The sequence below is a fragment of the Pseudomonas sp. NPDC088885 genome, from assembly GCF_044750025.1.
Classification (GTDB): Bacteria; Pseudomonadota; Gammaproteobacteria; order Pseudomonadales; family Pseudomonadaceae; genus Aquipseudomonas; species Aquipseudomonas rustica.
The window spans coordinates 20,995-33,934 of record NZ_JBIVJB010000001.1 but is presented as its reverse complement, the minus strand read 5'-3'; the positions used below and the strand labels follow the sequence as shown (position 1 = coordinate 33,934).

General features: G+C 58.7%; 14 protein-coding genes. 6 read left to right on the top strand and 8 right to left on the bottom strand.

Annotation, left to right across the window (positions count from 1 at the left end; all coding sequences use genetic code 11):
* The first annotated feature begins 75 nt into the window (after positions 1 to 75).
* Positions 76 to 639: a TetR/AcrR family transcriptional regulator gene (locus ACIP1X_RS00150; protein ID WP_400748101.1), complete on the top strand. Its 564-nt coding sequence runs from the start codon at positions 76 to 78 to the stop codon at positions 637 to 639.
* A gap of 54 nt (positions 640 to 693) precedes the next feature.
* The gene (locus tag ACIP1X_RS00145) at positions 694 to 1,173 is read left to right on the top strand and encodes a DUF1348 family protein (protein ID WP_400748098.1); all 480 of its coding nucleotides are present in this window, start codon (positions 694 to 696) and stop codon (positions 1,171 to 1,173) included.
* A 71-nt stretch (positions 1,174 to 1,244) separates the two neighbouring features.
* Here ACIP1X_RS00145 and sfnG read toward each other — a convergent pair whose 3' ends face one another.
* Positions 1,245 to 2,351 (bottom strand): dimethylsulfone monooxygenase SfnG, encoded by a 1,107-nt coding sequence (gene sfnG, locus ACIP1X_RS00140; RefSeq protein ID WP_400748095.1) that lies wholly within the window; start codon positions 2,349 to 2,351, stop codon positions 1,245 to 1,247.
* Between the two features lie 336 nt (positions 2,352 to 2,687).
* On the opposite strand from sfnG, the gene ACIP1X_RS00135 reads away from it, so the two are divergent.
* Positions 2,688 to 3,467, top strand: a complete 780-nt coding sequence (locus ACIP1X_RS00135; protein WP_053120291.1) for a TSUP family transporter — start codon at positions 2,688 to 2,690, stop codon at positions 3,465 to 3,467.
* On the opposite strand, the gene nudC is transcribed toward ACIP1X_RS00135, so the two are convergent.
* The 3 genes from nudC to ACIP1X_RS00120 form a co-directional block, all read right to left on the bottom strand.
* Positions 3,435 to 4,265: an NAD(+) diphosphatase gene (nudC, locus tag ACIP1X_RS00130; RefSeq protein WP_400644992.1), complete on the bottom strand. Its 831-nt coding sequence runs from the start codon at positions 4,263 to 4,265 to the stop codon at positions 3,435 to 3,437. The two genes, ACIP1X_RS00135 and nudC, sit on opposite strands and share 33 nt — an antisense overlap.
* A gap of 6 nt (positions 4,266 to 4,271) precedes the next feature.
* Complete coding sequence (locus ACIP1X_RS00125) at positions 4,272 to 5,084, bottom strand: crotonase/enoyl-CoA hydratase family protein (protein WP_400748092.1); 813 nt, start codon at positions 5,082 to 5,084, stop codon at positions 4,272 to 4,274.
* A 195-nt stretch (positions 5,085 to 5,279) separates the two neighbouring features.
* The gene (locus tag ACIP1X_RS00120) at positions 5,280 to 6,050 is read right to left on the bottom strand and encodes a class I SAM-dependent methyltransferase (protein WP_400748089.1); all 771 of its coding nucleotides are present in this window, start codon (positions 6,048 to 6,050) and stop codon (positions 5,280 to 5,282) included.
* 160 nt (positions 6,051 to 6,210) lie between these two features.
* Here ACIP1X_RS00120 and ACIP1X_RS00115 point away from each other — a divergent pair, with 160 nt between their 5' ends.
* The 3 genes from ACIP1X_RS00115 (at position 6,211) to ACIP1X_RS00105 (ending at position 8,045) form a co-directional block, all read left to right on the top strand.
* Entirely contained in the window at positions 6,211 to 6,744 is a 534-nt protein-coding gene (locus ACIP1X_RS00115) for a tetratricopeptide repeat protein (RefSeq protein ID WP_400748086.1), read from the top strand.
* A 63-nt stretch (positions 6,745 to 6,807) separates the two neighbouring features.
* Positions 6,808 to 7,293, top strand: coding sequence for a sigma-70 family RNA polymerase sigma factor (locus tag ACIP1X_RS00110; protein ID WP_371262375.1), 486 nt, complete (start codon positions 6,808 to 6,810; stop codon positions 7,291 to 7,293).
* Positions 7,290 to 8,045 (top strand): anti-sigma factor family protein, encoded by a 756-nt coding sequence (locus ACIP1X_RS00105; protein ID WP_400748083.1) that lies wholly within the window; start codon positions 7,290 to 7,292, stop codon positions 8,043 to 8,045. The genes ACIP1X_RS00110 and ACIP1X_RS00105 overlap by 4 nt, the downstream gene beginning before the upstream one ends.
* On the opposite strand, the gene ACIP1X_RS00100 is transcribed toward ACIP1X_RS00105, so the two are convergent.
* The 4 genes from ACIP1X_RS00100 to ACIP1X_RS00085 all read right to left on the bottom strand — a co-directional run bounded on the left by ACIP1X_RS00100 (position 8,029) and on the right by ACIP1X_RS00085 (position 12,856).
* Positions 8,029 to 10,293 carry a hypothetical protein gene (locus tag ACIP1X_RS00100; protein ID WP_400748080.1) on the bottom strand — a complete coding sequence of 755 codons (2,265 nt, stop codon included), beginning with the start codon at positions 10,291 to 10,293 and terminating at the stop codon, positions 8,029 to 8,031. The genes ACIP1X_RS00105 and ACIP1X_RS00100 overlap by 17 nt on opposite strands.
* A gap of 210 nt (positions 10,294 to 10,503) precedes the next feature.
* Positions 10,504 to 10,707, bottom strand: a complete 204-nt coding sequence (locus tag ACIP1X_RS00095; RefSeq protein ID WP_400748077.1) for a hypothetical protein — start codon at positions 10,705 to 10,707, stop codon at positions 10,504 to 10,506.
* A 141-nt stretch (positions 10,708 to 10,848) separates the two neighbouring features.
* The gene (locus ACIP1X_RS00090; protein ID WP_400748074.1) at positions 10,849 to 12,150 is read right to left on the bottom strand and encodes an ATP-binding protein; all 1,302 of its coding nucleotides are present in this window, start codon (positions 12,148 to 12,150) and stop codon (positions 10,849 to 10,851) included.
* A 4-nt stretch (positions 12,151 to 12,154) separates the two neighbouring features.
* A complete protein-coding gene (locus ACIP1X_RS00085) occupies positions 12,155 to 12,856 on the bottom strand; it encodes a response regulator transcription factor (protein ID WP_053120306.1) in 702 nt (233 codons plus the stop codon).
* Positions 12,857 to 12,940 lie beyond the last annotated feature (84 nt).

The following is a 12,940-nucleotide window of genomic DNA, read 5'->3' as shown; positions in this document are numbered from 1 at the left end:
AGCTGCCGAAGGCTGCGATCTTTTGATCTTAAAAAACAATTGCAAAAGGAGAACGCCCGTTCTACTGTCGGCCACATGAACGAACCAATCAATACCGAAACCCGCGACATCATCCTCGACGTCACCGAAAAACTGATCTACAAAAGTGGCATCGCTGCCACCAGCATGGATCTCCTGGTGAAAACCGCCGGCGTCTCGAGAAAAAGCATCTACCGTTATTTTGCGGACAAAGACCAACTGGTCGCCGCCGCTCTGCAACGCCGCGACATTCGCTGGATGCACTGGTACCGAAACGCCGTTGATCAAGCCGAAACCCCGGCCGATCGCCTGCTCAACCTGTTTACCGTGCTCAAGGAGTGGTTCGCCTCGGAAGGTTTCCGTGGTTGCGCCTTCATCAACACCAGCGGCGAGACGGGCGATCCACAGAATCCGGTGCGTCTGATCGCCAAGGAACACAAACAGAAGCTCCTCGACTACGTGGTTGAGCTATGTAACGAACAGGGCGTCGCGGATCCGCAGCAACTGGCCAGACAGCTGCTGATCCTGATTGACGGCGCCATTACCGTCGCGCGGGTGATGGGCGATCACGGTGCCGCCGATAACGCGCAAAACATGGCGCGAAAGTTGTTGGATCTGTAATGCCTTTATAAGCCGGACTTGTTGTTAAACCGCAAACCCTATCGGGAGTCTGATATGTCTACTGCAGCGCAAGTACGTCCGCCATTGCCACCCTTCAACCGCGAGTCGGCGATCGAGAAAGTGCGTCTGGCCGAAGATGGCTGGAATTCCCGCGATCCGGAAAAGGTTTCGCTGGCCTACACCCTCGACACCAAATGGCGCAACCGCGCCGAGTTCGCCAACAACCGCGAAGAAGCCAAAGCCTTTCTGACGCGCAAGTGGGCGAAAGAGCTGGATTACCGCTTGATCAAAGAACTCTGGGCCTACTCCGACACGCGCATCGCGGTGCGTTACGCCTATGAATGGCACGACGATTCGGGCAACTGGTTCCGTTCTTACGGCAACGAGAACTGGGAGTTTGATGAGCAAGGCCTGATGTTCCAGCGCTATGCGTGCATCAATGACCTGCCGATCAAAGAGAGCGAACGCAAATTCCACTGGCCACTGGGCCGCCGCCCGGATGATCACCCAGGCCTGTCCGACCTGGGCTTGTAGCCAACACCGTTCCAAATGTGGGAGCGGGCTTGCTCGCGAAGGCGTCGTATCAGCTAACCCTTATGTCACTGTCACACCGCCTTCGCGAGCAAGCCCGCTCCCACAGTGGATTGTGTTTCAGCCTCAAGTTCCCGAACTAGGGGCAACACCCGCTCACCGAAATATTCCACTTCTTCCTGAAAGTGCAGAAACCCCGCCAGCACCAGATCCACGCCTACCGCTTTCAACGCCACAATCCGCTCGGCGATTTGTAACGGCGTACCAATCAAATTGGTCTTGAAGCCATCGTTGTACTGCACCAGATCCTCAAAGGTTGATTTCGCCCAGTTGCCTTCACCCTCCGGCGACGCCCTGCCCGCCTGTTTCGCCGCATCGCCAAACGCGTTCACCGCTTGCGGATCGGCCTGATCGATGATCTGCGCCAACACCGCTCGCGCTTCTTCTTCGGTGTCGCGGGCAATCACGAACGCATTGACGCCAATCTTCACCGAATGATTATTCGCCGCTGACTTGGCACGAATATCGTCAACCTGCGCCTTGATCCCTTCGACGCTGTTGCCGTTGGTGAAATACCAGTCCGACACCCGCGCGGCCATGTCTCGCGCGGCGCGGGAACTGCCGCCCTGAAAAATTTCCGGCCGCCCCAGCGGTTTCGGTTTCAGGCTGTAATGGTCGAAACGGTAGAAGTCGCCGCGAAAGGTGAAGTTGTCCTGACTCCATACACCGCGCAGGCAGCGAATGAATTCTTCGGAACGGCGATAACGCTCGTCGTGCTCCAGCCAGTGCTCGCCAATCGCCTGAAACTCGCCTTTGAACCAGCCGCTGACGATGTTCACCGCGATGCGGCCGTTGGTGAGTTGATCGATGGTCGCCAGTTGCTTGGCCGCGAGCGCCGGTTGCCACGGGCCGGGCAGGAGCGCGGCGATGACTTTGAGCTTGGTCGTCGCGGCCAGCAGTGCATGACTGAACGCAACCGACTCATGCTGGAACTCGGCGCCGTAACCGGCGGTGAAGCGGATCTGCGTCAGCGCGTATTCAAACCCGGCGGCTTCTGCGATCTGCGCGAGTTTGCGGTTGTAGTCGATGCCCCAATCGGTGCGCTGTTCGATCTTGCTGACCACCAGCCCACCGCTGACGTTCGGCACCCAGTAGGCAAATTTGACGGGTTGCTGGCTCATTGGCGTGTCCTCGGGATGTTTTGGGAGATGGGAGAGGTAGAGCAGCAAGTGTGCCAGCCTGAAAATGCCCGGTTTTGTTGGGTTTATCGGTTGTGCAGATGTTTTGTGGAAGGGGATTTGTTGGTGGGTTGTTGTGTGGCCAACAGTTGGTTTGGGGCCGGCATGAAGAATGCCTTCGCGAGCAGGCTCGCTCCCACAGGGTGGAGTGCATTTCAAAATGTGGGAGCGAGCCTGCTCGCGAAGGCGTCCGATGGGTCGCCGCAACAGTTGGATACAGGTAACATAACCGCCCTCCCCGCAGCTCCCGTTCTGCGCCCTGCCGAATAAGCCGATTCCATGCCTTTCGAACTCAGCGTTGACCTCACCACCCTGGCAATTCTCGCCCTTGTCGCTTTCGTTGCCGGTTTCATCGACGCCATCGCCGGCGGTGGCGGTCTGTTGACCACACCCGCGCTGCTGACCGCTGGCCTGCCGCCACACTTGGTGCTGGGCACCAACAAACTCAGTTCAACATTCGGCTCGGCGACCGCGAGTTTCACCTTCTACCGCCGCAAGTTGTTCCATCCACGGCAATGGGTACACGCCATTGTCGGCACACTGGTCGGCGCATTGACCGGTGCCGTCGTCGCCCATTACCTGCCGGCTGAATGGCTGAACAAAATGCTCCCGGTCATCGTCTTTGCCTGCGGCCTGTATCTGTTGTTCGGCGGCACGCCAAAAGCGCCACTGGACAGCGATGCACCGATCAAAAAGAAATGGCAATCGACCCAAGGCTTCAGCCTCGGTTTCTACGACGGTGTCGCCGGCCCCGGTACCGGCGCATTCTGGACGGTGAGCAGCCTGCTGCTGTACCCCATCGATCTGGTCAAGGCCAGCGGCGTGGCGCGCAGCATGAACTTCGTCAGCAACATTGCGGCGCTGTCGGTGTTCGTGTTTTCCGGGCAGGTGGACTGGATCATCGGCCTGAGCATGGGCCTGTCGGTGATGGTCGGCGCGTTCTTTGGCGCGCGCACCGCGATCAGCGGTGGCGCCAAGTTCATTCGCCCGGTGTTCATAACCGTGGTGCTCGGTTTGACCGTGCGCCTAGCCTGGCAGCACTGGTTCAGCGTGGCCTAAGCGCCGCGCCACGTAGACGTCGATCAGGTAACGGGCAATCGACTTGGACGCCGGCAACGGCGGCAGGTCGTGCACGTTGAACCACTGGGCGTCTTCGATCTCGTCTTCCTGACAGACAATCTCGCCCCCCGCGTATTCGGCATGGAAGCCGAGCATCATCGAATGCGGGAACGGCCAGCACTGGCTGCCCAGATACTCGATGTTCTTCACCTCGATCTGCACTTCTTCGCGCACTTCCCGAATCAGGCATTCCTCGGCAGACTCGCCCGGCTCGGCAAACCCGGCCAGCGTGCTGTAAACCCCGCTGACGAAACGCGGTGAGCGCGCCAGCAGAATCTCGTCGCCGCGAGTGATCAGCACGATCATGCTCGGCGAAATACGCGGATAACTGCGCAGGTCGCACGGCTGGCAATACATCGCCCGCTCGCGCGGCACTTGCGTCATCGCCTGTCCGCAGTTGCCGCAGAAACGATGCTCGCGCGCCCAGGTGCCAATCTGCGCGGCGTAACCCAGCACTTTGTAGATCGTGTGATCGCCCTCGAGCATGAACGCCCGCAGACCTTTCCAGATGCACCCCGGCACCTCGCTGGCGCTGCGCAACTCCAACAGATACACCGGCTCGCCGTCGAGATGGCCAATGCCGTGCTCGGTGAGGACTGACAAGTCCTGACGCTTGAGCCATTCCCGGGGGAACAGCGCGCCGTTGTCATCGAACAGAAAGCCTTCCGGGCTGCGCGCGACGGCCCAGCCGCCCGGTTGATCGGTGTCGAGTACTGCAGTGGTCCAGCGAGCTGTCATGGTTTCTCAGTCCAGGAATTCGGGTTTCTGTTTGCTCATATGGGCGGCCATGGCCACGCGCAAATCGGTGGATTGCAGCATGGCGGCATTCCAGGTGGCAACGTATTCGAGGCCGTCGTCGATGCGATGGTCGCGCATGTAGCTGATCATTTCCTTGGTGCCGGTGACCGCAATCGGCGACTTCGAGGCGATTTCGCGAGCGATGTCGAGCACGCCTTCGAGCAACGTGTCTTTGTCGCTGTAGACGCGATTGACCAGGCCAATGCTGCGCGCCTCGTCAGCGCCGAAGGTACGACCGGTGTAAGCCAGCTCACGCAGCATGCCGTCACCGATGATCCGTGGCAACCGTTGCAAAGTGCCAACATCGGCGGCCATGCCGATATCGATTTCCTTGATCGAGAATTGCGCGTCTTCGGCGGCGTAACGCATGTCGCAGGCAGCGATCAGGTCGATCGCACCGCCCAGGCAGTAACCCTGAATCGCCGCGAGCACCGGTTTGCGGCAGTTGTCGACGGCGTTGAACGAGGCTTGCAGGGTGAGGATTTTGCGGCGCAGCAGGCGCGCGTTGCGGCCGACGTCCTTGCCCAGTTCATTGGCGACGCCGGCGAGCATCATCAAATCGATGCCCGAGGAGAAATGTTTACCGTTGCCGCTGAGCACCACCACGCGCACTTCGTCGGTGTCGTCGATCCACTGGAGGATCTCGACGATCTCGCTCCAGAACGCCGCGTTCATCGAGTTGATCTTTTCCGGGCGATTGATCTGCACATGGGCGATGTTGTCGGCCAGTTCGACGCTGAAGGCGGAGTATTGAGTCATGGCAGTGATCCTTTACCGGGCAGAAAATGAGGCCCGAACTATAACAAGGCATCACGGTGGCGGTTCGGACAAATGCGGGACTGACTTGAAGGAATGTACTGCAACACCCCACCCTGTAGGAGCTGCCGCAGGCTGCGATCTTTTGATCTTGTCTTTTTAAAAACAACATCAAAAGATCGCAGCCTGCGGCAGCTCCTACAGGGATTTTCGTGTCACGAAGGCTGCGGTTTCGTAGGGCACCGTCACCACATTCCTGCCCCGCAGCTCCGGCTCAGACTGAATCAACGCGCGAATTTGCTCATCCACCCTCGCCCGCTGCGCCTCTGGCAGCGAGGCAATAAAACTGGTCGAACGCACCCGGTTGAACAGCACATCCTCCGCCGCCCCGGTATGACCATTGTGAAACTGTTGCACCTGCAACGGCCCAAACGCCGGATGCGGAAACGCCTTGCGCCATTCACCGGTGTAGTAACGCGGCGTATCACCCTCCAGCGCATTAACAATGGCGTCCAGCTTCGGCACCCAACTGACTCGCGTATCACGCAGGTTCCAGATCAACCCGAGCCTGCCGCCGGGCTTAAGTACCCGAGCGATTTCCGTCAGCGCCTCTGCACTGGCAAACCAATGAAACGCCTGCGCACAGACCACCACATCCACCGACGCATCCGGCAAGGGCAAATCCGTCGCCGTGCCGTGCACGGCCAGCACCTGCGGCCAGGCATCGGCGAGTTTTTCCAGCATCTGCGCCACCGGTTCAACGGCAATCACCTGCGCGCCCGTCGCTAGCAACCGGCCAGTGAACTTGCCGGTACCGGCGCCCAGATCGATCACGGTTTGGTGATTATCCAGCCCCAACGTTGCGCTCAGCCAGGCGCTGACTTGAGGCGGGTAATCCGGGCGTCCTTTGACGTAGGTATCGGCAGCGGTTTTGTAGCCGCCAGTGGCGTGATGGAGCTGATCGTTCATGGCAGTTCCCCTATATGGCAGAGCTTCGGATCAACGGCAGACGCTCACGAGCATAGCGCCGGAATTTGTGCCTCACTTGAACAGTCACTGACAAAGCAATGAATAAAATTTCACGCTGTGGTGTTCAAAGTGAAACATAACCTCCTGTGGAGCCTTGCCCATGACTATCCGTTCCGTTATGTTCGCCGCCCCGTTGCTGCTGGTCGCCGCGATGTCCAGCCATTTGGCCTTCGCCAACGGTGATGAAGACGAGCCGGTGAAGAAGCCCGAATGCCCGAAAGGCCAGGTCTGGGACAGCAAATCGCAGAAATGCGCGCTGCAAACCAGCAGCCTGTTGCCGGACGCCGATCGCACCGACTACGCCTATCGACTGGCCAAGGACGGGCGCTACGAAGAAGCGCTGGCACTGCTCGACACACTGCAACAACCGAACACCGCCAAAGCCCTCAATTATCGCGGTTACGCCACGCGCAAATTGGGGCGCACCGACGAAGGCATCAGCTATTACCTGCAATCGGTGAAACTCGATCCGCAGTACGCGCAAGTGCGCGAATACCTCGGCGAAGCCTATGTGATCAAAGGCCGCGTCGACCTGGCGCAAGAACAGTTGCAGCAGATCAAATCGATTTGCGGCACGTCTTGCGAGGAATATCAGGATCTGGCGCAAGCCATCAACGACTCATCAAAAACCTGACCTATCAAAGCGGAGGCCATCATCGTCAGCGATCAGGCATTCAGAGCGGAACTCGGACAGCATCTGGCGCGATTGTGGCGCTACGGTTTGCTGCTGTCGCGCAATCGGCATGTCGCCGAGGATCTGGTGCAGGCAACGTGTGTGCGGGCACTGGAGCGTTCTGCTCAATACGCGGCGGGCACGCGCATGGATCGCTGGCTGCTGAGCATTCTGCATTCGATCTGGCTCAATGAAGTGCGCGCGCGTCGGGTGCGCAACGGCGCCGGCCAGGTCGATGCCGACGGTCAACTGGCGTTTGATGGCGAGTACGCGGCGCAGACGCATGTGATGGCTGCGCAAGTGATTCGCCGCGTAGATGCGTTGCCCGAAACCCAGCGCGAAACCGTGTATCTGGCCTACGTCGAAGGCTTGTCTTACCGCGAAGTCGCCGAGATCCTGCAAGTGCCGATTGGCACGGTGATGAGCCGCCTCGCCACCGCGCGGCTGAAACTCGCCGAATATCCGCCGCTGCAAGCCGTACCGAAAGCCACCGAAGGAGATCGCCCATGAACACGCCTTCGGATGAGCAACTCGTCGCCTATCTGGACGATGAACTCGACGCGGACTACCGGCGCCAACTCGACGACGCTATCGCCAACGACCCGCTACTCAATCTGCGCGTGCAATGGCTCGCCCGCAGCAACCTGCCGTACAAAAACGCCTACGACGAACTCGCACAACAAGCACCGACGGAGCGTTTGCAGGCGCGGCTTGATGCGATCGCGTCGCCAGAACGTCCGGGAATAAGTCGACGCTGGTTCATCGGCGCGGCGGCGGCAGCGCTTGTCGGCGCAGGCGTACTGGCTGACCGCCTGGTGCTCGGTTGGCAAGCGAAACAATCGCACAACTGGCGTGAACTGGTCAGTGACTACATGGCGCTGTACGTGCCGCAAACGCTCGCGCACCTGCCCATCGACGACGCCACGCAACGGGCGCAACTGCAGACCGTGGGCAAGCGATTGGGTCTGAACCTTTCAACGGCAAAACTGAAACTGTCCGGTGCCGAATTCAGGCGCGCGCAAGTGCTCGAATACGACGGCGTGCCGATCGCGCAGATCGTCTATCTAGACGCCAGATACGGGCCGCTGGCGCTGTGTGTGACGCGATCAAACAGCGGCAGTCGGCCAATCACGCAGGAACACCGGCACAACATGAACGTCGTCTATTGGACCGAACGCGAACATGCCTGGATGCTCATCGGTTACAACCCGTCCTCCGAGCTCGAAGGCATGGCGCAGACGCTGATCAGTCATCAACTCTGATGTTGTCCAGGGAGAACCAGTCGGCCTTCGGACACGTGATGATCAGAAATTTGATCACCGCTCCCGCAAATACCACATTCACCGGTAAATCGAGGGAAGCCCCCAGCACCTGACTGCCGAGCGATGTTCTGTCAGCAGACAGATATTCCACCGCGCAGTCCTCGTAGTTAACGCTGACCTGCCAGAAACTCACTCGCGAACAGGTACGTTTTAGCTCCAGCTCGACGATAACCGGCTCGACCCCAAAGGCATCGCGGCTGATGCTTAACACCGGCCCGTCAACCCGCCCGGGAAACGATTCGCCGATTTCTTCGCGAGGCATGATCGCGCATTCGCCATCACCCTTCTGGAAGGTGATCTTTAGAGCCTTGGTCTCCATCACTCCGCCCTTTTTCACGGACTGATAGGGTTCCTCGGCAAAGTCTTCCAGCAGTGTGGAAGGCGAATTCAGCACCTCATAATCACGAACTTTGAAAGCAACCGCAGCGGGCACGACAGCGGCACCATCAAACGCCACTTTCAACTCGATGTGCAACGGCGTACCCGATTTGAAGTTTTTTAACAGGTCTCGCGGCAACGTGTTGTCGAGTCCATTGTTTTTCTCAAATTCGGTAACCGGAGCGCCATTGGCGACGATAATTTCATACGGATCATCATCATGATCCACGCCATGTACGCGTAACCAGCGCTTCTGCCCTACCGCTATCGCCGGCCAGGGTTTACAGATGACCTGGGCGTCGCCGTCAAAAACACTAAGATCCAACGCAGTGACCAACGCCTGAGGAATGTCCGGGATTGGCAGTCGCCAATCAGCGAGTTTAATAGGCTGCACGATGATCTCTCGTTCGTCCGACAAGCGATCGTCTCCAGCGCGCAACAATTGCCACGACAACCGCAATGTTTTTCCGTGGTTGGCCGCGAGTACAGCCGGGGTCAGCAGAAAGTCGGCGCGCTGACTCGCCGTAAAGTCGATCGGCGAGTAGGCCGGTGAGCCCAGCCCCGCCCCCCCTTCGAGCAGCAGCTTGGCCTGATCGCCATCCCGTGCATCCGCATACTCGATGCGAGCGATGAGCCCTTCAGGAAAGTCCAGCGGATCAAGTTCATCACCACTGCCGACCAATGTCGGTGGCAGAAGATCGGAAGTCGCGGCACCCACGATGCTGACCGTTGTTGCTTCCGAGCGCTCCAGTGGCACGCCACCACTGACCCGAGTGTAGAAAAAAACGGCCGTTCCCCCCGTCGCGGCGGAAAGGGCATCGTTCGGCACCGGGAGTTTGTACAGGAACGGCGCGTTTTTTACCGTATCGGTCAGCATCAAAGTCGCTTCGCCACCACTAGCCCCCCGGAAACGGCAGGTCAGATGAATTTCGTCACCCTTCAACCAACTGCGGGGCACATAAATTTGCGCGATGGCCGGCGCGCCATCGAGTTTGTCGAGGTCAAGGATATCGGGATCGTCTTCGGCGTCGTTGGCATCCTCACTGACAATCGGCTGGTCGTACCAATTGCCCTTGAGATTCACATAGATGTGTTGAACCGCTGAATGGGGATTGTTGGTGTCCGGGCCATTGCCGGCACAGTCGTACACGGTGTAACTCAGCGGGAAATCCGGATCGTCGCCCGCTGCAATGAATGTCGCTTCATCGATGGTCATGACCACGGGCAGGCCACTGTCGGCTTCGGCCTTGGTGACGACGTGGGTCAAGATCACGCCGTTGCAATTGAGCAGGATCGTGTCGAAAGGCCTCATCAACGGATACGACACACTGACCTCAACCCCATCGCGCGCTCGATCGGCATTGACCCCTTGATCGCGGATCGACTGCGCGATCTGCAGAGCCAACTCCGAGTGGCCCTCGTTGCCAGGAAGCATGTCCACCCCACCCGGACGCATGCGGTGGAACCACAACGGCAGTGGGTGAGAGGTTTCGTTTTCGACGCCGGCCCGTTCAAAACCATATTCAAGCGTGTTGACGCCATCCTGCCACTGCTTCGCCGGCACAAACAGCGTCGCTTGCTGGCTTTCCTCCCCTGCACCAATGACTTTAGTGTCAACCACCACACCATTGAGGCGGAGCACCAACTTGTCGCCCGCCGCAGTACTCGCTGAAGGGGCAATAAAAACCTTGACCCCTTGGGGATCGAGCTGAGTCAACGCAAGCTGCACCGCGCCGTCAACCGGTTGCGGTGCGGTCACCGGCTCTTTCATTCCGGGAACAATAGGCTTGTCGAGAGTTGGCGCGGCCATCGGCTTCAGTCCTTTGCGAGGAGACGGGATTGATCAGGGCAGGAACCTGTCCCCTGTATCAAATCCCGTAACACCGAAGGCCGCAACTGTCAGATCTGACAGGGTGTTCAAAAACCCAGCGGTCAACCCCCAAAAAAAAATCACTTGAGTGACGTTAGCCAAAATCGAATAACTGGCGGGCATTGGTCGGCGATGACATGGTTCTGGTTACTAATCACCGACTCTGTCGCCAACAGAATATTTGTCTTTAGAGGCCGAAAACTCTCTTGTCCCGCCTCCTTCATCCAGCTTCACAACGACCTGCACATTATCAGTCCCATCCATCACCAGTTTATAAATCTCCGTGACCGTTCCTTTGATAGGCTTTATAGCTGGATAGGGGGCAGTCTCGATTTTAAGTTCTTTTTTATCCATTTTCTTGTCCTCACAAGTTATTGAATTAATCGATGCAGTCACTAACGCATTGCATCGATGCATCATTAAACTGAGTCGACAAGTGAAGTGATACTGTCAGACCTGACAGGTATAGGACGGAATCGCTACCACTGATCGGAATCACGCCAGACTTGGTAACCACAGCCTGAACCGCGCACCACCCAACGGTGAGCCTTCAACCGTCAACGTGCCGCCCTGCGCTTCCAATGCCCGGCGACTGATCGCCAGCCCCAAACCGAACCCGCCGGTGGCGCGATCACGACTGCGGTCGAGGCGATAGAACGGCTCGAAAATCCGCTCACGCTCGTCATCCGGAATCCCGATACCGTCATCGTCGACCCAGATTTCACAACCTTCATCCTTGACCTGCACGCCAATCTGAATACGTTTCTCGCAATAACGCATGGCGTTGCGCAGCAGGTTCTGGATCGCCCTGGCAGTCAGGCGCGGATCCAGCGAAAAACGCTCAAGCTGCCCGTGCAACAACACGTCGATGACGATTTCCGGCGATTCCAGTTCTTCATCAACACTGCCCAGAATGCTGTCGATAAACTCATCCAGCGAGACTTCGACCTGTTCCGGCAACTGCGCCGGGTTCTGCAAGCGGCTGTAGGAGAGCAACTCCAGCACAAGTTCATCAAGTTCACGAATGTGCGCGACCAGCCCTTGCAGACGTTCGCGGCTGGCTGCCGGCAAATCATCGGACAAGGCCAACGCAAGGCCGAAATCCAGACGCGTCAGCGGTGTGCGCAGCTCATGGGACACCGCATTGAGCAGATCGCGTTGCTGATTGAGCAGGTTTTCGATGTCGCCAGCCATGGTGTCGAAAACATTGGCGAGACTGCCGATGTTCGAGCTGCGGGCGATCTTCGTGCGCTCGCTCAAGTGGCCCTTGCCGAAACGTTCGGCGGTGCCTTTGAGGCGCTCGAGATCGCGCCAGTGCGGGCGCAACCACAGCAACAGACACGCGAGCAACGACGCGCCGATCAGCACGTTGATGCTCCAGTACAACAAGTTGACGTCCATCGGATCCGGCGGCACCACCATTTGCACCGCAACGTCGTCATTGAGCGGTGCTACCGCCAGCGTGCGCCAGCCCCAATCACCGATGCGCACGACGTTTTCGCCACGGCGCAGGCGTTCCTGCTCGATGGCGGTGAAGTCGGCGCTGTCGATACGGGCGAGGACGATGTGCAGCGGCTGAAAGTCTTTGTCCATCGACTGCGCCAGCGCCGGCCACTGATCTTGCGGTACGGCGCGGAACTGTTTGGTGATCAACGATTGCAGACCACGGGAATAATCGAGGTTGTAGGTGACAAAGCGTTCGCGGAACGCCATCACCACCAGATCCGGCACCAGATAAATCGCCGCGCTGTACGAGATGATCGTCACCAGATACAGGCGAAACAGGATGCGAAACATCAGCTCAGCATTCCCATTCCGAACGGCTGAACAGGTAACCCTTGCCCCACACGGTTTTGATCTTGCGCGCCTCGCCGGCGTGGTCATCGAACTTGCGACGCAACTTGGAAATCGCCACGTCCACCGAGCGATCGGTGCCGTTGAATTCGATGCCGCGCAGGCGTTGCAGGATCTGATCACGGCTGAGCACTTCGCCGGCATGCCGGGCCAGCACCACCAACAGGTTGTACTCGCCGCTGGACAGTTCCACCGGTTGATCGCGCCAGGTCACGGTGCGCTCGGACAGGTCGATGCACAGATTGCCCATCAAGATACGGTCGTTGGCGGTCACCGGTTCGCCGAGGCTGCTGCGCCGTAACAACGTACGGACGCGGGCGAGCAAGACTCGCGGCTCGCACGGTTTAGTGACGTAATCGTCAGCGCCCATTTCCAGGCCGAGCACTTGATCGTGGCTGTCATCGCGCGCGGTGAGCATCAAGATCGGCAGCGTCGCCGAGTCGGCGCGCAGCAGGCGACAGACCTGTAAGCCATCAAGCCCCGGCAGCATCAGGTCGAGAATCACCAGATCCGGCGGATTGATCCGCGCCCGTTCACGCACGTGATCGCCACGGCCAATGACGCTGACGCTATAGCCATTGCGTTCGAGGTAGCTGGAAATCAGTTCGGCGAGGGCGGTGTCGTCTTCGACCAGGAGGATGTTGGGCATGGGTGTTCCAGAAAAGTGCTGTGGCGACTGATAAATCCCAATCGCGAGCAGGCTCACTCCTACAAGTGATTTGTGGTCAACACA